The organism is Methylotenera sp. (assembly GCF_036401095.1).
Taxonomy (GTDB): domain Bacteria; phylum Pseudomonadota; class Gammaproteobacteria; order Burkholderiales; family Methylophilaceae; genus Methylotenera.
Genome location: NZ_DASWWA010000012.1, coordinates 1 through 19,426 on the forward strand (window position 1 = coordinate 1; position 19,426 = coordinate 19,426).

Below are 19,426 nucleotides of genomic sequence, written 5' to 3' on the forward strand. Positions count from 1 at the left end.
CGCCAGTGGCGCTGATGTCGCCAAGGTCAAAGCCAACTGGGGCTTGGCTGAAGGTGAAGGTGACGTTAGATACGGTGTCTGCCACGTTGAGGTTGGCGTCAACGATGTTGACCACGACGCTTGGGCTGTTGGTGTCTACGACACTACCAGTGCCAGTCACACCGCCGATTTGATTGAGAGTATCCGCAAAGCTGTTACCGGATAATGCTTGATCATTTGGTGCCGCAGCACCAAACTCGTAAGCAAATCTGAAGTTATTTAGGTCATCGTTAATTCTGAGTAAATCAACAAAGCCGAAACCGTAGCTATTAGAGGAGCCACCGCCCGGACCTGCAGCAGTTTCTTCTAACACATCACTAATATCTTTGCCCTCTTCAATCGCCTTAACCACAGTATCGATGGTAGCAACATTAATTGAGGTATCCAGGGTTGCAGGCACAAACGCCTCTACAAGCTCATCGGCAAAAGCAACCAGTTGCTCAGCGCCAATATGGATAACCTGCCCATTCGCTAATTGCAAGTCGACTTCAACACCAGCACCTGTTTTAATCGTATCTGCAGTCTGTATGTTGTCGCCTAATCTCAAATCACGCTGATTGCCGTTATTTGAGATTAATGACGCAGTACCTGTCATTGCAATGATTTTGCCGATTAATGCCATGTTAATATCCTAAGAAATATTAGATGTTGCCGTTAAACTTTTATGCGTTATTTAGCATTAAACACCTTACGTTAGCTAAAACATATTGTACTAATGGCCAATACAGGTAAACGCTAGCTAAGCAACTATAAAAATCCAAGTCAGTTAGGGTATGATGCCTAAAAACCGATGTCGTAGCGACATTAAATTTGGGAGTATGCGTGGCTGGTAACACCAACAAAACATTAGGCACACTAAGGTTGCAGCTATGCATCGCTGTGCTGATGTCTTTGTCATTGTTTGTCAGCTATATTGCAGCAGAAGGCTACGACTTCAATAAACTTGCTACCCTAGCAAAACAAAAATATGGCGATGAAGCAGCTAACGACTTTTTAGAGCTGCAGCAACTCACCATCACACTCAAAAACGCAAGCGAAGCCGAAAAACTCTCCAAAATTAATAACTTTTTTAACCAAAAAATCATGTTTGCAGACGATGCGAATGTATGGGGACAATCGGATTACTGGGCAACACCACTGGAGTCTTTAGGTTTACATGCAGGCGACTGTGAAGACTTTAGCATTGCCAAATATGTGTTTCTAAAAGCAGTAAATATCCCCAATGACAAACTAAGACTCACCTACGTTAGAGCTGATCTTTTAGAAAATAATAGAAAAGTGGTCAAGGCACATATGGTGCTGAGCTATTATCCAACACCGCAATCAGAACCACTCATTTTAGATAACCTAATACCTCAGATATCCCCAGCATCAAACAGAAAAGATCTATCGCCGGTGTTTAGCTTTAACGATAAGGGGCTGTGGGTGGGCAATAGCGCAAAACCAAAATCAGACTCCCAATCTAACTTATCAAGATGGCGAGATGTGCTAACACGTATGCGCGCAGATGGAATTGAATAAATGAAAGTAAGGATGAATTTATGTCATTAATTAAACAACTATGGTTAGCTATTATTTTAATTTTAGCCTTAGCGTCTAGCGGCAGCTTTGTTTTGAGCACACTATCCAGCAAGCAATATTTAGAAATGCAGCTACAGATGAAAAATAACGATAACGCAGTCACACTCGCGCTATCGATGACGCAACTACCCAAAGATCCAGTCACGCTGGATCTGCTACTTTCTGCACAGTTTGACTCTGGCTACTATCAATACATTGCCCTGCTGGACGCCAACGGCAAGCCGCTAAGCGAACGTGTAAATAAAAACCTTAAAACCCACGCACCACAATGGTTTATCAATGCAATTCCACTGCAAGTGGAACCAGGCATCGCTGATATACAGGAAGGCTGGACACAATTTGGCACACTAAAACTAGAAAGCAACACTACTTTTGCCTACAACAAGCTTTGGGATTCAACCATACAAATTGCACTATGGGTGCTGCTCATCGGCTTAATCAGCTGCTATTTGGGTGGCCAATTACTTAAAAAAATCCTAAAGCCACTGGATGATGTAGTAGACCAAGCACAGGCGATTGGTGAAAGCCGGTTCATTATGATTAATGTGCCTAAAACAAAAGAGTTTAAGTCCGTGGTCAACGCCATGAACACCCTTTCCAACCGTGTGAAAAAGACTGTCACTGAAGAGTCTGCACGCTTGGAAGAACTCAGATTTGATAATAACTATGACCATGTAACCGGCCTAATGAACCATGACTACTTTGTTAAAAAGGTTAACGCCAGCATCAGTCATGAAGAATATTTCAATGAAGGCGTGATGGTGATTACCAGAATACTGAACATCGCTGAAATTGACCAAAAACTGGGTTACAAAGAAACCAACCAACTGCTAAAAACGATTGCGGATGCATTACAGCAATTATGCGAGCAAAATCCTGCGCTATCGGCCAGCCGACTAAGTGGCGCTGATTTTTCAGTATTCTCCAATCAGCCAGCAGACTGCTACAGCCTTGGCGCCAGTATTAACAGCGTGTTTGAGAAAGTAAGCAATATTACCGGCCATGATATCTTGGTCAATTTCCTTACTATTTCAGCGCGCATTACTAGGTCAGACACTGCCGAATACATCATTAACTCGGTACATCACGTACTAGATGACATCGGCACTGAAGGTAGTAACAATTTACATGTCATCAACTCCGGTGAACTTAATCAATATCAAGACCACAACTTACAAGAGTGGAAAAACCTGCTGACTTCAGCGTTGGATAACAAAAGAGTCAAACTAGAAAGCTATGCTGTGGTTAACCAAGTGGGCGATTTAATCCACTACGAATCACCCGTCAGGTTACAGCTTGCAAGCGATGGAAAATGGTTTTGCGCAGGCGAGTTCATCACATGGGCAGACAAGTTAGATTTAATTAATCGGGTAGATGAACTGGTATTACAAACAGCGGTTAACTCGCTAGCGCATGGCGCCATGCCTATCGGGCTTAACATATCGGCCAGCGCTATCTGCAACCCTACCTTTATTGATGCTGCAATGACAACGATTAAGCAGCAAATTCAAATTGCAGATAAGCTGTATTTTGAGGTGCCAGAACAAAGTGCTTTTGATCATTTGCCAGAGTTCAGAAAGTTCTGCATCGCAGTAAAAGCGCTGGGCTGCAAAGTGGGTATCGAACATGTGGGCACACGCATCTCACGCTTGGGTGAGCTACATGACTTAGGCTTGGACTACATTAAAATCGACGCTTCGGTGATTCGCGATATTAATAAAAATGAAGCCAATAAAACCCTACTCAGAGGTCTGTGCATGATTGCACACTCAATTGGCGTCATTGCTATCGCCGAAGGCGTGCAAAACAATGATGAGATTAACGCACTGAAACTGCTGGGGATTGATGGGATGACAGGCCCTGGCATTACCCTCTAGACAAAACGAGCCGAGATTAAAGCAACGCTAGAGTTGGATTACACCTAGTACCTAGTGCTTGGCCTAACCCAGATTTAGTCCAACTCCAAATTGGGCGTTGCTCGGCCACTTCAAAACCAACAGCGGCTAATCTGGCACCAGAGCTAGTGCGTATTGAGCATTAACGCCAATTGCAGCCTATCTTTAGCGCCTAAGCGCTCAAAAGTTGCCGCCAAATGCGCCTTAACGGTGCGTTCAGTTATATTTAGCAGCTTCGCCACCTCTTTATTACTCAAGCCTTTTGCCACCTCAACCGCCACTTCGCGCTCACGGCTGGTCAACTGCTCAAGCAGCCCATTGACGTAAGCCGGCTGGTTCCCTGCCAACTTAGTAGAGGTCTCAATCAGACGTAGCAACAACTCCTGCCCCAACCACAAACCACCATGGCCAATAACAGTCTTGATTTCCTTTAACATCGCAGGCGGTGAATAAGCATGCGCATAACCCACTGCCCCTGCACTTAATGCAGCAAAACAATCAGCTTGATTAGGTGTATTTGCCAACACCACAATCTTTGCGGATGAAAATTGATTGGCAATTTTGGTAATCATGTGACTCAAGCGGTCCGGCTTATCTTCATTCACATGTAACCAAAATACTACCCCGTCATGATCCGCGGTCACGTCATCAAACTTTTGGCTCCCTGCTACAAACTCTTTAACAATTTTTGATTCTGGAAATGCATCAACCCAATGACTAATGCGTTCAGATAAATTAGTAACAAATATATCCCGCATCTATCTCTCACTGAAAGCGTATGACTTTGCTTTTAAAACTGGTTTTAATAAGTAGGAAAGTATGGTTTTTTTACCAGTCATAATATCAACTTGCGCTACCATCCCCGGGATAATCGGCAGACCTTTCCCAAGGCTGGATTTAAGCGTACGCACACGCACTATATAATAGGCATTGCCTTTTTCATCGACTATAGAGTCTGGTGAAATATTTTCTACTACCGCCTCTAATGCTCCATAAATCGTATAGTCATAAGCAGTCAATTTAACTACGGCTGGCTGTAGCAAGCTAATAAAAGCAATGTCCTTAATCTGTATTTTAGTCTCCAAGATTAAAGCATCATCCGTTGGCACCACCTCCAACACCTCTTTACCGGGCTGAATCACCCCACCCACTGTATTATAAAAAAGACGGCTTACTTTACCGTTCACTGGCGATTTCAGGATGGATTGATTGACTTTATCCTTAAGCGAAACACTCACCTCAGAAACACTGTTCAAACGTGCAGTAATATCATTTAACTCAGTACGCACCTTGCTTTGAAAAGTCTGCTGCACTTCAGAAACTTTACGCTTTGCCTCACCAATCGCACTTTCAATTCGGCCAATCTGGGCACGTGCTTGGTCAATATCACCTTTTGCTTTATTCGTTTCTCGTTCCAGTTTTAAAATATCAATCTCAGATACCGCCCCGCTCGCTAACAAAGGCTTATTTGCTGCAAGCTCTCGTTTTGAAGACTCATAATTCTTTTCAGCAATCTCTTTGCGGAACTGCACCTCAAGCAGCTCTTTTTCACGCTGTACCATCTGATCACGCGCAATGGCAATGGCAGACGTCAACTCATCCTTACTGGAGTTATATAGCGCATATTCCTGATCATAAGTTTCAGGCACTTCTTTACGCACCTCATCTGGCGGATTAAAGCTAGTACCCTCAGCCAGTGCTCGCAACCTATATTGCTTAGCTAAGTAAGCCAGATACTGAGATTGATTCTCCCGCAGTGAAGACACTGCACGCGTTTCATCAATACGAATCAATGGCGCACCAACCGCAACCGACTCCCCTTCACTCACTAATATCTCTGAAACGATGCCGCCATCTAATGATTGAATCACCTGCACTTGCTTAGATGGAATCACGCGCCCATCACCGCGCACCACTTCATCTACCCGAGCAAAGAATGCCCACAATACTAGCAACAGCATCATGGCCGCAATCGTATACAGCAGTAGCCTGGCCCTCACTGGTGTCTGCTCCAAAATAACCAAGTCAGCCTCTTCGTGCCAAGGTAAGTCTTCTTTGGTTTCAGTCGGCGTCCATTTATCTAAAAAGTAATAAATAGGCTTAGTCAGCCAAGTTTGGCTCTTAAGAAAATGATTAATCGTCCCTAACTTTTTAAACAAGTCTTCACTCATAGCGCTTTACCAATCTTGCCGTTTCTTAATGCGTCAGTCACTTGTTCTTTTGCCCCATCGGCAACTATCCGTCCGGAGTCAATCACAATGATGCGATTTACCAATGCGTAAAGCGATGAGCGGTGTGAGATTAACAACAATGTCTTGTCCTGACTATTTTCAGCAAGACGCATCTTAATCGCATCCTCACCTGAGTGATCCATGGCACTGGTAGGCTCATCCAATAACAAGATTGCTGGCTTGTTAATAAACGCACGCGCCACCCCAACCCCCTGCCGCTGCCCGCCAGACAGGGTTTCACCACGCTCACCAATCAGCATATCAAAGCCTTTAGGATGAGAGTTTACAAACTCATCAATGCCACCAATCCGCGCGACAGCAATCACTGCAGCATCATCCACATGCGGTGCAGAAATCGTTAAGTTGTCGCGCATAGAGCCGTAAAACAATTGCGTATCCTGCTGCACATAACCAATACTGCGCCGCAACTCCGCCGGATCAATCTGGCGCGCATCTATGCCATCAATCAGCACAGCCCCTTCTGTGGGCTGATACAAGCCAAGAATCAACTTGTGTATGGTTGACTTACCAGAACCCATACGCCCAAGAATCGCAACATGTTCGCCTGCTTTAATTTTGAAGGAAACTTTAGTGAGCGCATTGCTTTCAGCACCCGGGTAACTGAAAGAAACCTCTCTAAATTCAATATCGCCATTAAACCCCGGTCTGGACAAAAATGTACTGTCGGCAGGACGCTCTACTGGCCTTTGCATAACTTCATCAAGAGAATTTAACGAGGTTGCGGCATTATGGTACTGCGTTAACAAACCTGCAGTTTGTGCAATTGGTACCAAGGCACGTGATGCCAGCATGGTAGAGGCAATCAAGCCACCCATGGTCAGTTCACCATTAATCACAAGATAAACACCCAGAATCACCAAGCTAACGGTGATTAATTGCTGCATGGTCGCCGCGCCATTGTTAATTGATGACGACAACAAACGTAACTTGCTAGAAACCTCGGTTAAGAAATGTGCGCTATGCTCCCATTTACGCTGCATATAGCCTTCAATCCCTAAAGCCTTAACCGTCTCCAAGCCCACCAAACTCTCAATCAAAGTAGCGTTTCTGGTGGCACTGGCACGGTACATGGTTTCAGATAAGTCATGCATTTTGGTTTGCACGCTAAATGAGTAAATAAGAATCACCACTGCACCTAGCAGGACAGGAATAATCATCGGCCAGGAAATCCAGGCCATCACCCCGATAAAGATCAAACCAAACGGAATATCAATCAGGGTAGTAATGGTGGCAGAGGTAATGAAATCACGCACAGTTTCAAACGAGCGTAAATTAGAAGCAAAAGACCCTACAGAGTTTGGCCGCTGCTCTAAACGGATGCCCAGCACCTGCTCCATAATACGTGCGGTAAGCTTAATGTCGATTCGGGTACTGGCCCAATCCAGAAAATAACCGCGCATGGTACGCAGTACCAAATCACCAATAAATATCAGTGAAATACCGAGCGCCATCACCCACAGGGTTTCTGTGGCGCGGTTAGGCAACACACGATCATAAACATTCATGGTAAAAAGCGGCATGGCTAATGCAAACATATTGACCACAAATGCTGCCACCATGATATCTCGGTAAATACGGCTATTCTCGGCTAGAGAGCCCCAAAACCAGTGCCTTACAGTTACCTTGCCCACGCTAGGCGCACGCTGATCAAAAGTAAACCTGAGTTTAGCAACAATAAAATAGCCAGCACTTCTGGCCGTTAGTTCGTCCAGCGGCACTAAAACCTCAGCATCACCTAACTCGGGGAAAATAACGCCTGCGGACTTGTTCTCAAGATTTACATTGGTTACCACGCAAGCTTCATCATCTTTTAACAGCAAAATAGCTGGTAAAAACTCTTGCCTGGTTTTATCTAATGATTTTTTTAGAATGGTTGTAGCTAAATGCACACGGCTTGCGGAGCGCTTTACTAATGCTGGCGTCATTTTGCCATCACGTAATGGTAACCCTGCAACTAGTGCATCACGTGAAGTAGCTACACCATGCAAACGACAAACCAAGAATAGGCTCTCTAGTAACGTATCAACAACACCATCGCTAGCTAACTGGCTCACATCATCCTGGCGCATGAATTCACTTTCTTAGAATCAATTTTGATTACATTATGCAACGAATATACATATCGTACTAAGTATTAAGCGCTCACTACAATAGAAATAATGTTAAATATTATTAATTTCCAGAAAAATAAGCACCTATCCATTCGGATAGTTGACAACAAGTAAGCGTATTAATTTGGTCACTACTGGCATTTAGTGCATTTCAATAATGTTATTCAGCATCAGGCAAACGTACGCCAAGTGAGAGTCACACACCCTTTTTTTGCTGCTCAGCCAGTTCTTTCAGAAAATCAGCTATATCCCACTCACAACCACCGCAACCCGAAAGCGCGCCAGTCCATTGAGAGATTGCATCCATATCCATCCCGCGCTCAAAGTACTTTTGCAGTTCACCACGCGTGGTGCCACTGCACTGACACATAACCTCATCTGCGGCGCTTTCATTCGGTGCATTCATAGGTGAATATAGATTCAAAACTTTGTTGATTGCTTAATATTGTAACACTAGGCAGTTTAACGCTGAGTAGGCGTGGAGTGAAGATAGTTGAGCTGATTCAGGATTAAATTCAGAGGCGTAAAAACAAAAACGGCGAATACATGACTGTATTCGCCGTTTTGCAGATGGAGCGGGAAACGAGGCTCGAACTCGCGACCTCAACCTTGGCAAGGTTGCGCTCTACCAGCTGAGCTATTCCCGCGATAAATCTATGCTAAAAATACTGGAGGCGCGAGCCGGAGTCGAACCGGCCTAAACGGCTTTGCAGGCCGCGGCATAACCGCTTTGCTATCGCGCCATTTCTAGCATTATTACTATACATCAAAAGTATTGAGCTTGATTAAACAATCTAAAACCATACTTTTTTAAAACTAAAACGGCGAAGCTATTATGCATTCGCCGTTTAATATTTGGAGCGGGAAACGAGGCTCGAACTCGCGACCTCAACCTTGGCAAGGTTGCGCTCTACCAGCTGAGCTATTCCCGCGTCGTTGTTACGTTGTGTCATCGTTAAGACAGGCGCCATTATAGAGAGTTTGAAGATATCGTCAAGTACTAGTTATGCATTTTTTATTAAATTATTGTCGCTTAATTTTCGGCATGGCTGCACGCAAATAATAAGCCATTGATAGCAATGTTAAAAATGCCGCAACCACGATTAACACCTGCCCAAATAATTTTGTAGGGAATGTGCCTACGTTCGCAATCTCAATACTGTCCCAATACAATAAAAACAAAATTGCTACCATTTGCACGGCTGTTTTCACTTTACCTATCATGGCAACACCCACGCTACTACGCTGCCCTTCGCCCGCCATCCACTCGCGCAATGCGCTAATAGCAATTTCACGGCCAATAATAATCAATGCCACTACCGCGCCCACGCGCTCAAACTCAACCAATACAATTAATGCCGCCGCCACCATTAACTTATCAGCAACCGGATCTAAGAATGCGCCAAATGATGAAGTTTGATTAAGCCTGCGTGCTAGGTAGCCATCAAGCCAGTCGGTAAATGCCGCCACGGCAAAAATAGCAGTCGCGGTCAAATTAACCCAATGTGCAGGAATCGCCCCAAACGCGTGTGGATTGGTAGGCAAATAAAAAATAACCACAAATACTGGTATCAGTAAGATACGAAGCCATGTCAGCATGGTTGGAATATTGCAAATCATATAGTTAATCCCAAAAAATAACGATTTTCAGCGGCAGCTTAATGCAATTCGCCATATATTTTCTCAGCCAAACTTTGGCTAATGCCTTCAACACTGGCAAGTTCATCAATACTAGCATTTTTTACCCCCTCTAAACCGCCAAAACGGGTAAGTAGCGCTTTACGGCGTTTTGCGCCTATCCCTTCAATATCCTCTAGGCTTGAATGCAACCTCGCTTTAGCACGTTTGGCTCTATGCCCAGTGATAGCAAAGCGATGTGCTTCATCGCGAATCTGCTGTAGCAGATGCAGGCCTTTGTTGTCTTTTTCGAGATTAATCATCTCACCGGTATCAGAGAAAATCATAGTCTCCAGACCGGGCTTGCGGTCCTCGCCCTTGGCAATACCTACCAGCAGGATATCATCCAGCCCAACTTCGGCCATGACTTCAATCGCCACGCCAAGTTGCCCCTTGCCACCATCAATAAACACCAAGTCTGGACGCTTACCCTCACCCGCCGCTACTTTTTTGTAGCGCCTGGTCAGTACGTCACGCATCGCCGCGTAATCATCACCCGGGGTAATGCCAGTAATGTTATAGCGGCGGTACTCGCTGTTTTGCATATCGCCGCGGTCAAACACTACACAGCTGGCAACCGTGGCCTCACCCATGGTATGGCTAATATCAAAGCACTCCATCCGCTCGGTACTATCAGGCAGGCGCAATGCCTCACGCAACGCAAGCAGCTTAGCCTCCTGATTGGCAGAAGTCGCGGCACGCTGCCCCAATGCCAGGTCTGCATTGGTCTGTGCCATTTTCAGCCACACGCGCTTGTCCCCGATAGGATTGGTATTGATTTTTACCTTACGGCCAGCTTGCTCGCTTAATACTTCTTCAATCAGTTCGGTTTCGATTTTGACGCCAACCACAATCAATGGCGGCGTGTTTTGGGCAACATAATGCTGCGCCAAAAAGGCTTGTACGGTGGTCTCTAATGTTTCGCCATCGGTGTTTTTGGGCATATAACTGCGGTCACCCAGGTGACGTCCGCCACGAATCATCACCAAATTAACACAGTGTTGCCCTTGTAGCTCAGCCCCGGCAATTACATCTGCATCTGATACGTTAAAGTCACTGACAAACTGCTTAGCCTGCACCTGATGCAGCGCTTGGATCCGGTCTCTAAACACAGCCGCTAGTTCGTAATCTTGCTTAGCCGCAGCAGTATTCATCTGCTCGGCAATGGTGTCGATCACCTCGGTAGTCTTACCTTGCAGAAACATTGCGGCCTGATGCACATCATTACGGTAATCTTCTGCAGAAATCAAGCTTACACATGGCGCCGTGCAGCGCTCTATCTGGTGCTGCAAACATGGGCGGCTACGATTAGCAAATACCGTATTCTCACAAGTGCGCAATTTAAAAACCTTTTGCAGCAATTGAATACTCTCACGCACCGCCACCGAGTTAGGAAATGGCCCAAAATACTGGTTACCTTTGCGTTGCGCGCCACGATGAAATGCCAAGCGAGAATACTCATCACCAGTCAGCGTAATATAGGGGTATGACTTATCATCGCGAAATAACACGTTATAACGCGGCATTAGGCCTTTAATCAGGTTGTTTTCCAGCAACAGCGCTTCTGCTTCACTGCGCGTCACTGTGGTTTCTATACGCGCAATATTGCTTACCATCACGCGTGTGCGTGGGCTAGGTAAGGTCTTATTAAAGTAGGAGGAAACGCGCTTTTTGAGGTCTTTGGCCTTGCCAACATAAATAACCTCATCGCTAGCGTTAATCATGCGATAGACGCCCGGCAGGTTGGGCAAGTTTTTTAGAATGGGCTTAGCATCGAACATGAGCGTATTTTACAGCCCATTAATTGAATTGGATTAATCAATCACGGTAAATATTACAAAATGAATATTTACCGTCATCATCAACCCAGAGGTGAATTACTCTGAGATCTTTTTAATATTTTCTAAACCTGATTTAAAGATATCTAAAATCGCGGCTTTTGCTGCTGCATCATCTTGGCCAGCCGCACCTGGATTTGCTGGGTCTTTACGTTTAAAGTTTGCACTCCAAACCACGGTTGCTTTACCATCGGCACTGGTTTTAACTTTTAAAGTTGCACCATATTCACGTACCGGCAATACGCTTTCTGTGATTTCATACTTCATGGTTTTAGCATCAGCATCAAAGCTAGTCAGTACTTCATTAATTTTGCCGCCATCTTGTGTAGTTAATACACGAGTAGCTCCAACTTCTGTAGCTTTTCCGCTGGTAATTTCAGTTTTTGCAATCGCTGGATGCCAGTGCATATCGGCAAAGCTGCCTACCGTTGCCCATACTTTATCCGCTGACGCATTGATTTCGATACTTTCTTTCACACGGATTGTTTCATCAATCGCAGCAGATGCTTGGTTTGTAAACGCAAACAATGAAACCAACATTGCTGTCATAAATTTACTCATAAAAACCTCGAAATATTATTATTTAAGAATGCGCCCGCCAAAAGCGAGCGCACAAGAATATACATGATTATTAAAACCATGGGGGACACAACATGATTGATGCATACAAAAGCATGCCTGATATGACAAGCAACAGTTGTAGCGACTACCTAACGGAAACAGCTTTAGGCATCTAACAGTTCGCCTGCAATGGCCCAATCTTCATAAGCAACCTCTTCAAACGTGATATAGGTATAAGATTTTGGTTTATGTGCAACGCGTTCTAATGTTTCGGTGATTTCTTTAGCGATTTGCGCTTTTTGCTCACGTGTAACTTCACCAGCTAATTTGATGTTCACATATGGCATGCTTCATTCTCCTTTATTTGATAAAAGTTTAGTGCACTTACTAATAATTTTTACGAGAACTACCTACAAAAAACCACGAGCTACTGAAAACATGCGCGCCGGTTGCGACTAAGGTCACGCAATCAATTTAATGCTCGTGATCGTGATGATGTTCGTGGTCATGTGCGTGTTGATGATATTTAGTCAGCTGACCTTTTAAGGTTAACCAAATATCTCGCAATAAATTTAAAGTCAGTATCAATAACAACAATGAAATTAATAATGACAAGATAGGGTCAATCAACATCCAGCCCGTAAAATAAATCACCACCCCCGCGGCCACTGCCGCAACAGAGCCTAGCAAGTCGCCTAAAACATGCAGAAAGGCAGCGCTATTATTCAAGCTCTCGCCATGATGATGCGCTTGATGATGCAACTGTTTGGCCACCACCAGATTAACGATTAAACCAATACTGGCAATAACGATTAAACCAAAACCCTGCACTTGATGAGGCTGCTGGAATCTAGTGATTGCCTCAATCACAATAAAAATCACTACCAGCAACATAGCAACGGCATTGATGATGGACACAACCAGCTCTGCATAGCTCACACCAGAGCGGTGGCGCGCAACATTGGCACGCTTACTCATTACCGATGCTATCCAAGCCAAGCCAAGTGCGGCAACATCAGAAAACATATGCCCGGCATCACTTAATAGCGCTAGTGAGCCGGTATACCAGCTACCAACAGCCTCTACGATTGCAAAAATGAGAATAAGTAAAAATGGGACGAAGTAATGATCGTGATCATCGTGGTTGTGGTGTGTAGATGTATTCATAAGCTAAATGCTAACCCAAAAATCTGGGATAATGTCGCCTTATCACAATTTTTCATGATTCTATGCTCAGTTACCGCCACGCATTTCATGCAGGCAACCACGCCGATGTACTTAAGCATTACGTACTAGGTTTAGTGCTTGCCCATACCGCACAAAAAGATAAACCGTTTTGGTATATAGACAGCCATGCCGGTGCAGGCATGTACAGCCTGCACCAGGGGTACGCCACCCAAAATGCAGAGTTTGAAGCAGGTATCAGCAAACTCCTGTCTGCGCCAAACCTGCCGCACAGCCTTGCTGATTACGTTGCTAAGATTAAATCATTTAATACCAGCAATACGCTGGAGTTTTACCCAGGCTCGCCCATGGTGGCTGAATCACACATGCGAGCAGATGACAAAATGCGCCTGTTTGAACTGCACCCTAGCGATTATGAATTATTGTCAGATAACTTTGAAGGCTTTGGCAGACAAGTAAAAGTAGAAATGCAAAATGGCTTCAAAGGTCTAAAGTCATGCTTGCCACCACCGCCGCGCCGCGCGGTAGTATTGATAGACCCGCCTTATGAAGATAAGCAGGATTATCTATACGTTGTAGACGCAATTAAAGACAGCGTGAAGCGTTTTCCTACTGGCACTTACATTATCTGGTACCCGTTATTGCAGCGCCCGGAGCCCGCAGAGATGTTAGATAGCCTACTAGCATTGAACTTACCTAACTGGCTACATGTCACTCTCTCGATTGAGGCGCCCTCAGCTGAAGGCTTTGGCATGTATGGCAGCGGTTTATTTGTGATTAACCCACCATGGACCCTACCTAACACTTTGGCAGAAAGTATGCCGGTTTTAACTGAACTACTGGCACTGGATGCGACCGCCAATTTCACGCTAGACAGCCAGATTGAGTAAATTTATCCTTAATCTAACTGCTACAATACATCCACGTTTTAAGTAATTAATTTAAAGGCTTTTACTAATGCAAGAAAAAACAAAACAACATGCGACCGCCTACAAACAAGGCAGCATTATGACTAATATTTTATTTGGTAGCCGCTGGCTACAATTACCGCTGTATTTGGGCTTAATTGTGGCACAGGCGGTATATGTGTTCTTTTTTGGTGTAGAACTTATTCACTTGGTAGCAAGCGCAAATAAAATCGTTGAAGCAGATATTATGCTAATCGTATTGGGTTTGATTGACGTAGTGATGATTTCAAACCTGCTGATTATGGTGATTGTTGGCGGTTATGAAACCTTTGTGTCGCGCCTTAACTTGGAAGGCCACCCGGATGAACCAGATTGGCTATCTCACGTAAATGCTAACTTATTAAAAGTAAAACTGGCGACTGCTATCATCGGCATTTCATCCATTCACTTACTCAAGACCTTTATCAATGCGCAGAACCTGTCTGATAAGGTTTTGATTGCACAAACCGTGATTCACATGACGTTTGTGCTTTCTGCGGTGGCAATTGCTTATATCGACAAGCTCATGGCGCATCCGCAACCAGCCGAGCACTAAATCACTAATAGAGCAGCACCACTCTCTGTGGTGCTGTTTCTACCTGCTGTACAGTAAACTTGTGTACGGTAATCGTTTTCTCATTTTCAGTTTCCACGCTAACTCGCCACTCACCCGGGGCTAAATTGCTCTTGTAGGTGTAACCTCTAAAACCCTGGTAACGTCCCCCTGACAAATCAAAACCAATGCGTGACTGCGTCACCCAGCCTAGTTTTTTATCATAATGTTGCCAGCGGTGATACAGCTTTGCCTGCAAGCCAGGCGGCGCAAATATAGAAGAAAAACAATACACGCGCTGCCCTGCTACCATTTCTAAATCATTGCTGGTTTTACGCCAGAACACCCACCATGGGGATGCCTGCTGCGATAAGCGATATTGACCATTAGCTTTTTCTAACTCAAATGCCACCGCCACATCACGCTTGACCAAAGGCACGGGCGGAATCATATCCACCGCATAAGCCAACATAAGTAAGGCTGCAATTGCGCCAACAGGCTTGATGCTACCCAAATGATTAGGCGTTTTTTTATACAGCCAAAACGCCAAGCTGGCACCAAGTAGCGTACTTAAGTAAAACCAGATTGCATGTATGCTGCCCAATATAAACGGCAAGGCAAAGTTAAACAGCAGCATGGCACACAAGCCAAACATAGACCAACTCAGTGTGAAACGCTTGTATTCACTTTCTAAAAACTCATTGGCTACCAGCAATGCAGCCAGCGCCAATGACATCAGCCATGCAAGCCAATGACTAGAGCTTTTAAAATACAAAATAAATAAAGCACTGAACAAGCTACCAAATAAAAACTGCAACAAAAAGTAAGGTAGGCGTGGTGAATAATGCTTTTTAAATACAGATACAAGCTTACTCGAGCTATTTTCAAGTGGGATCGGGCGGCCAATCAGGTACAGAATCACCGCTGCGCAAAACAGGTAGCCAGCAAATATCCATAAATCCAAGGCGGCGACATTACGGCCTATGGTTAAGGCATCCCAGGCGAAACCACCCACAAAGAATACGGCAGGCATGATATCGGCAACTTTACGCACATGGCGCATGGCAGTCTGTACCCAAGCTATATTGGTTAATTGACTAAACATATAAAAAATATCAGAAAAAAACGAATAGACTTACAGAAAATGGCCGATTACATAGCCAATAATAATACCAATGATTAACGCTATGGTTAACCCACGGTAGGTGAGTACATCTTTTGAATAGCCGCGTTTAATTGCGACAAATGAAACAATATAACCAATAGCATTCAGTAGCCAAATGATGGAGAGGCTTAGCACCTTGACAATCAAGGGGCCGACGACAGGTACCAAGCCAATAACACCTATAATCCAAACAAATACGTTAGACACTACACCAAACAGCAGGACACCAGCCGCCACCGCTTTTGCGTCCCAGCCAAAATACCAGGCAGCACAGATAACAGCCACCAGCAACAAACTTAGCGGCAACATGCGCTTCCATGCGCCACGTTGAGGTGGCGGCGTGATGGTCTTCGGGTCAAAAATCACCCGGTTATCCTGCGGCAGCGGCTTAGTCATGCGAGTAGTTTAGTCATGTAGCGGTGATTATTGCTGAACCAACTGAAACAAGCAACCTAGTATCTTAGCTATCACTTAAACTTGCTCAGTGATAGGAATAACTTTTTTACCATTAGAAAGTGCTTCTAAAGATGGCGTGTAATCTGTCATTTGGTCAAAATTCAGGTATTTGTAAATTTCAGCCGTGTTAGCTAGTTTGTTGCCTACGGTGTCTAAATACTCTGCATGTGTCGGCATACGGCCTAGCTTGGCACAAACCGCAGCCAATTCAGCAGAACCCAAGTACACGCGAGCACCTCTACCCATACGGTTGTCAAAATTACGCGTACTGGTTGAAAACACCGTGGCTTTATCTGCCACACGCGCTTGGTTACCCATGCATAATGAGCAGCCTGGCACTTCTGTCCTGGCACCGGCAACGCCAAACACAGAGTAAACACCTTCATCACGTAATTGCGCTTCATCCATCCGGGTTGGTGGTGCAATCCATAAACGCGTAGGAATACCGCCTGAACCTTCTAATACTTTAGCCGCAGCACGATAGTGACCAATATTCGTCATGCAACTGCCGATGAACACTTCATCAATTTTATCGCCCACCACAGCAGTTAGTGGCTTAATGTCGTCCGGGTCGTTAGGGCAAGCGACTAATGGCTCAGTAATGGTGTTGAGGTCAATTTCAATCACGTGTGCGTATTCAGCATCTTTATCAGCCTCTAATAACTCAGGCTTAGCCAACCAAGCTTGCATGCTGGCGATACGGCGTTGCAATGTGCGTGGATCTTGATAACCATTTTCAATCATGTTTTGTAGCAACACGATATTTGAAGTCAGGAACTCAATCACTGGCTCTTTGTTTAATTTCACGGTACAACCGTTAGCGGAGCGCTCGGCTGAAGCATCTGCAAACTCAAACGCTTGCTCTACTTTTAAATCTGGCAAACCTTCAATTTCCAAGATACGGCCGTTAAATACGTTCTTCTTACCTTGTTTACCAACCGTTAAAGTACCTTCTTGAATCGCAGCGTAAGGAATCGCATTCACTAAGTCGCGCAAGGTAATGCCAGGCTGCATTTCACCTTTAAAACGCACTAATACAGACTCAGGCATATCTAATGGCATCACGCCCATAGCTGCAGCAAAAGCTACCAAACCAGAACCTGCCGGGAATGAAATACCGATTGGGAAACGTGTATGTGAGTCGCCGCCGGTACCAACAGTATCAGGCAACACCATACGGTTTAACCATGAGTGGATCACGCCATCGCCCGGGCGTAAACTAACGCCACCGCGGCTGCTCATAAATTCTGGCAAGCTGTGCTGTAATTTAATATCCACTGGTTTTGGATAAGCTGCTGTATGACAGAAGCTTTGCATAACTAAATCTGCACTAAAGCCCAAGCACGCTAGTTCTTTAAGCTCGTCACGTGTCATACCGCCAGTAGTATCTTGTGAACCAACCGTTGTTGCCTTAGGCTCACAATAAGCACCTGGGCGCACGCCTGTACCTTCAGGCAAGCCACATGCTCTACCCACCATTTTTTGCGCCAGCGTATAGCCTTTGCCGGTATCTTTTGGTGCGATTGACTGAATAAACAAATCTGATGCTGGCAAACCTAGCGCATGGCGCGCATTGGTGGTTAAGCCACGGCCAATAATCAATGGAATACGACCACCGGCACGCACTTCATCCGGCATGGTGGTTGGTGCTAATTCAAATGTGCTAATCACTTCACCTTGCGCATTTAATACCTGACCTGCGTAAGGTTTAATCGTGATGACATCGCCTGTTTGCATTTTTGACACATCACATTGAATCGGCATCGCGCCTGAGTCTTCTGCAGTGTTAAAGAAAATTGGCGCAATTTTAGTACCTAGAATCACACCGCCAGTGCGTTTGTTCGGGATGTTAGGAATATCATTACCCATAAACCACTGTACGGAGTTAATGGCTGATTTACGTGATGAACCGGTACCGACCACGTCACCCACATAGGCTAGTGGCAAACCTTTTTGTTTTAAGGTCTCAATCGTTTTTAAGCCATCAGGCATTTTAGTCACTAGCATCGCTTTTGCGTGCAGTGGAATATCCGGGCGGCTCCATGCTTCTTGGGCTGGGCTTAAATCGTCGGTGTTGGTTTCACCATCCACTTTAAATACAACCACTTTAATTTCGTCAGCCAATTTTGGCACATTGGTAAACCACTCTGCATTTGCCCAAGACTCGATGAGTTTTTTAGCATGCACATTGCCTGCCTTCATTTTTTCATCAACATCATGGAATGCATCAAACATTAAAATCGTTTGCGACAAGGCTTTAACCGCAGCATCTGCCATAGCTGGGTTAGTCGCAGATAAGTCTAACAAACAGACCAAAGCCTGCACATTGTAGCCACCCAGCATTGTGCCCAATAAGGCCACCGCTGCTTCAGCGCTAACTAAAGGTGATACAGCTTTACCGTGCGCAATGTCTGACAAAAATGCTGCTTTCACATAGGCAGCCTGATCCACACCTGCTGGCACACGATTTTCAAGCAAATCAACCAACAGTTTTTCTTCACCCGCTGGCGGGTTTTTGAGCAGTTCTACAAGTTGTGCGACTTGTTCAGCTGTTAATGGTAATGGAGGAAGTTGTTGTGAAGAACGTTCTTGTACGTGCGCTGCATAGGCTTTTAACATAACGATTTTCTGCTTAGATTCTAGTTAAATAAAATTGTGTTTATTATAAACTAGCTTAACTTAATGTTGATTGATGCATGTGTGATGATTCATGCATTTGTAATGATTAGCGCACTTTCACCGTGCCTGTCACATACAAAATCAAACTATCCGCCAAACTAGTTCGTTAATTGCGATGCCCCTGCGAAAGGGGTAGCGCAGCTCGTGCCTTTAAGCGAAGCTTCAAATCTTTCTAAAACTTCACTTTCATAGCCCTTGCCATGCTTGAGCTCTAAAAAAGCACGCACCTCGCTGGCATCGGCGAATCCGTTTTTATCGGTATCCATCGACACTACGTTTTCTTCAACGGTGGGGCCTGTATAGCGGCCCTGGGTGTCGGTCAACACATCAAGGACAGTAGCGGCATGCGTAGGCATTGCCGCCGCTAAACCAAACATCAAGCCAGCTATAACACCAGCCAAGGTCATCGGTCTCAAGGTAAACAGCCTAATTTTATGTGATTTCATCAACTTACTCCTCGTACACGAGTTAAGAGTAAAAATTTAGA

The 19,426-nt window shown here is 44.9% G+C and carries 18 protein-coding genes and 3 tRNA genes; 4 read left to right on the forward strand and 17 right to left on the reverse strand.

Features of this window, described 5'->3' with window-relative positions:
* Window positions 1-661 (reverse strand): retention module-containing protein (locus VGD82_RS07845; protein WP_331019870.1); only part of this gene is annotated, 661 nt, incomplete at its 3' end.
* A 200-nt stretch (window positions 662-861) separates the two neighbouring features.
* Here VGD82_RS07845 and VGD82_RS07850 point away from each other — a divergent pair.
* Both VGD82_RS07850 and VGD82_RS07855 read left to right on the forward strand, forming a co-directional pair.
* Complete coding sequence (locus VGD82_RS07850) at window positions 862-1,560, forward strand: transglutaminase-like cysteine peptidase (protein ID WP_331019871.1); 699 nt, start codon at window positions 862-864, stop codon at window positions 1,558-1,560.
* A 20-nt stretch (window positions 1,561-1,580) separates the two neighbouring features.
* Window positions 1,581-3,497: a bifunctional diguanylate cyclase/phosphodiesterase gene (locus tag VGD82_RS07855; protein WP_331019872.1), complete on the forward strand. Its 1,917-nt coding sequence runs from the start codon at window positions 1,581-1,583 to the stop codon at window positions 3,495-3,497.
* 143 nt (window positions 3,498-3,640) lie between these two features.
* Here VGD82_RS07855 and VGD82_RS07860 read toward each other — a convergent pair whose 3' ends face one another.
* The 12 genes from VGD82_RS07860 to VGD82_RS07915 form a co-directional block, all read right to left on the reverse strand.
* Window positions 3,641-4,273 (reverse strand): response regulator transcription factor, encoded by a 633-nt coding sequence (locus VGD82_RS07860; protein WP_331019873.1) that lies wholly within the window; start codon window positions 4,271-4,273, stop codon window positions 3,641-3,643.
* Window positions 4,274-5,686, reverse strand: a complete 1,413-nt coding sequence (locus VGD82_RS07865; RefSeq protein WP_331019874.1) for an HlyD family type I secretion periplasmic adaptor subunit — start codon at window positions 5,684-5,686, stop codon at window positions 4,274-4,276.
* A complete protein-coding gene (locus tag VGD82_RS07870; protein WP_331019875.1) occupies window positions 5,683-7,836 on the reverse strand; it encodes a type I secretion system permease/ATPase in 2,154 nt (717 codons plus the stop codon). The genes VGD82_RS07865 and VGD82_RS07870 overlap by 4 nt, the downstream gene beginning before the upstream one ends.
* A gap of 238 nt (window positions 7,837-8,074) precedes the next feature.
* Window positions 8,075-8,284, reverse strand: a complete 210-nt coding sequence (locus VGD82_RS07875) for a (2Fe-2S)-binding protein (protein WP_331019988.1) — start codon at window positions 8,282-8,284, stop codon at window positions 8,075-8,077.
* A 165-nt stretch (window positions 8,285-8,449) separates the two neighbouring features.
* Window positions 8,450-8,525 (reverse strand) — tRNA-Gly (locus VGD82_RS07880).
* Window positions 8,526-8,547: 22 nt separating this feature from the next.
* Window positions 8,548-8,621: transfer RNA gene (locus VGD82_RS07885), tRNA-Cys, on the reverse strand.
* Between the two features lie 113 nt (window positions 8,622-8,734).
* A tRNA-Gly gene (locus VGD82_RS07890) sits at window positions 8,735-8,810 on the reverse strand.
* Between the two features lie 91 nt (window positions 8,811-8,901).
* Window positions 8,902-9,498, reverse strand: coding sequence for a CDP-diacylglycerol--glycerol-3-phosphate 3-phosphatidyltransferase (pgsA, locus tag VGD82_RS07895; protein WP_331019876.1), 597 nt, complete (start codon window positions 9,496-9,498; stop codon window positions 8,902-8,904).
* Window positions 9,499-9,536: 38 nt separating this feature from the next.
* A complete protein-coding gene (gene uvrC, locus VGD82_RS07900) occupies window positions 9,537-11,336 on the reverse strand; it encodes an excinuclease ABC subunit UvrC (protein ID WP_331019877.1) in 1,800 nt (599 codons plus the stop codon).
* 96 nt (window positions 11,337-11,432) lie between these two features.
* Window positions 11,433-11,954 carry an SRPBCC family protein gene (locus VGD82_RS07905; RefSeq protein ID WP_331019878.1) on the reverse strand — a complete coding sequence of 174 codons (522 nt, stop codon included), beginning with the start codon at window positions 11,952-11,954 and terminating at the stop codon, window positions 11,433-11,435.
* A 164-nt stretch (window positions 11,955-12,118) separates the two neighbouring features.
* Window positions 12,119-12,301, reverse strand: coding sequence for a tautomerase family protein (locus tag VGD82_RS07910; protein WP_015831720.1), 183 nt, complete (start codon window positions 12,299-12,301; stop codon window positions 12,119-12,121).
* A 127-nt stretch (window positions 12,302-12,428) separates the two neighbouring features.
* Window positions 12,429-13,121, reverse strand: coding sequence for a cation diffusion facilitator family transporter (locus VGD82_RS07915; protein ID WP_331019879.1), 693 nt, complete (start codon window positions 13,119-13,121; stop codon window positions 12,429-12,431).
* 62 nt (window positions 13,122-13,183) lie between these two features.
* Between VGD82_RS07915 and VGD82_RS07920 the strand changes: the two genes are divergently transcribed.
* Together VGD82_RS07920 and VGD82_RS07925 are read left to right on the forward strand one after the other, a co-directional pair.
* The gene (locus VGD82_RS07920; protein WP_331019880.1) at window positions 13,184-14,029 is read left to right on the forward strand and encodes a 23S rRNA (adenine(2030)-N(6))-methyltransferase RlmJ; all 846 of its coding nucleotides are present in this window, start codon (window positions 13,184-13,186) and stop codon (window positions 14,027-14,029) included.
* Window positions 14,030-14,096: 67 nt separating this feature from the next.
* A complete protein-coding gene (locus tag VGD82_RS07925) occupies window positions 14,097-14,642 on the forward strand; it encodes a TIGR00645 family protein (protein WP_331019881.1) in 546 nt (181 codons plus the stop codon).
* Window positions 14,643-14,646: 4 nt separating this feature from the next.
* Here the strand turns inward: VGD82_RS07925 and VGD82_RS07930 are convergent, their stop codons facing one another.
* From VGD82_RS07930 to VGD82_RS07945, 4 genes are all read right to left on the reverse strand, one after another.
* Window positions 14,647-15,744: a DUF2914 domain-containing protein gene (locus tag VGD82_RS07930; protein WP_331019882.1), complete on the reverse strand. Its 1,098-nt coding sequence runs from the start codon at window positions 15,742-15,744 to the stop codon at window positions 14,647-14,649.
* A 30-nt stretch (window positions 15,745-15,774) separates the two neighbouring features.
* Window positions 15,775-16,200 (reverse strand): hypothetical protein, encoded by a 426-nt coding sequence (locus tag VGD82_RS07935; protein WP_331019883.1) that lies wholly within the window; start codon window positions 16,198-16,200, stop codon window positions 15,775-15,777.
* 75 nt (window positions 16,201-16,275) lie between these two features.
* Complete coding sequence (gene acnB, locus VGD82_RS07940) at window positions 16,276-18,879, reverse strand: bifunctional aconitate hydratase 2/2-methylisocitrate dehydratase (RefSeq protein ID WP_331019884.1); 2,604 nt, start codon at window positions 18,877-18,879, stop codon at window positions 16,276-16,278.
* A 158-nt stretch (window positions 18,880-19,037) separates the two neighbouring features.
* On the reverse strand, window positions 19,038-19,385 hold the full coding sequence (locus tag VGD82_RS07945; RefSeq protein ID WP_331019885.1) for a hypothetical protein: 348 nt from the start codon (window positions 19,383-19,385) through the stop codon (window positions 19,038-19,040).
* Between the last annotated feature and the right edge of the window lie 41 nt (window positions 19,386-19,426).

Coding starts and splice junctions, on each gene's coding strand:
- VGD82_RS07855 (WP_331019872.1), top strand. CDS start 1,581: ATGTCATTAATTAAACAACTATGGTTAGCTATTATTTTAATTTTAGCC.
- pgsA (WP_331019876.1), bottom strand. CDS start 9,498: ATGATTTGCAATATTCCAACCATGCTGACATGGCTTCGTATCTTACTG.
- VGD82_RS07915 (WP_331019879.1), bottom strand. CDS start 13,121: ATGAATACATCTACACACCACAACCACGATGATCACGATCATTACTTC.
- VGD82_RS07870 (WP_331019875.1), bottom strand. CDS start 7,836: ATGCGCCAGGATGATGTGAGCCAGTTAGCTAGCGATGGTGTTGTTGAT.
- VGD82_RS07910 (WP_015831720.1), bottom strand. CDS start 12,301: ATGCCATATGTGAACATCAAATTAGCTGGTGAAGTTACACGTGAGCAA.
- VGD82_RS07935 (WP_331019883.1), bottom strand. CDS start 16,200: ATGACTAAGCCGCTGCCGCAGGATAACCGGGTGATTTTTGACCCGAAG.
- VGD82_RS07860 (WP_331019873.1), bottom strand. CDS start 4,273: ATGCGGGATATATTTGTTACTAATTTATCTGAACGCATTAGTCATTGG.
- acnB (WP_331019884.1), bottom strand. CDS start 18,879: ATGTTAAAAGCCTATGCAGCGCACGTACAAGAACGTTCTTCACAACAA.
- VGD82_RS07920 (WP_331019880.1), top strand. CDS start 13,184: ATGCTCAGTTACCGCCACGCATTTCATGCAGGCAACCACGCCGATGTA.
- VGD82_RS07925 (WP_331019881.1), top strand. CDS start 14,097: ATGCAAGAAAAAACAAAACAACATGCGACCGCCTACAAACAAGGCAGC.
- VGD82_RS07945 (WP_331019885.1), bottom strand. CDS start 19,385: ATGAAATCACATAAAATTAGGCTGTTTACCTTGAGACCGATGACCTTG.
- VGD82_RS07905 (WP_331019878.1), bottom strand. CDS start 11,954: ATGAGTAAATTTATGACAGCAATGTTGGTTTCATTGTTTGCGTTTACA.
- VGD82_RS07865 (WP_331019874.1), bottom strand. CDS start 5,686: ATGAGTGAAGACTTGTTTAAAAAGTTAGGGACGATTAATCATTTTCTT.
- VGD82_RS07930 (WP_331019882.1), bottom strand. CDS start 15,744: ATGTTTAGTCAATTAACCAATATAGCTTGGGTACAGACTGCCATGCGC.
- uvrC (WP_331019877.1), bottom strand. CDS start 11,336: ATGTTCGATGCTAAGCCCATTCTAAAAAACTTGCCCAACCTGCCGGGC.
- VGD82_RS07875 (WP_331019988.1), bottom strand. CDS start 8,284: ATGAATGCACCGAATGAAAGCGCCGCAGATGAGGTTATGTGTCAGTGC.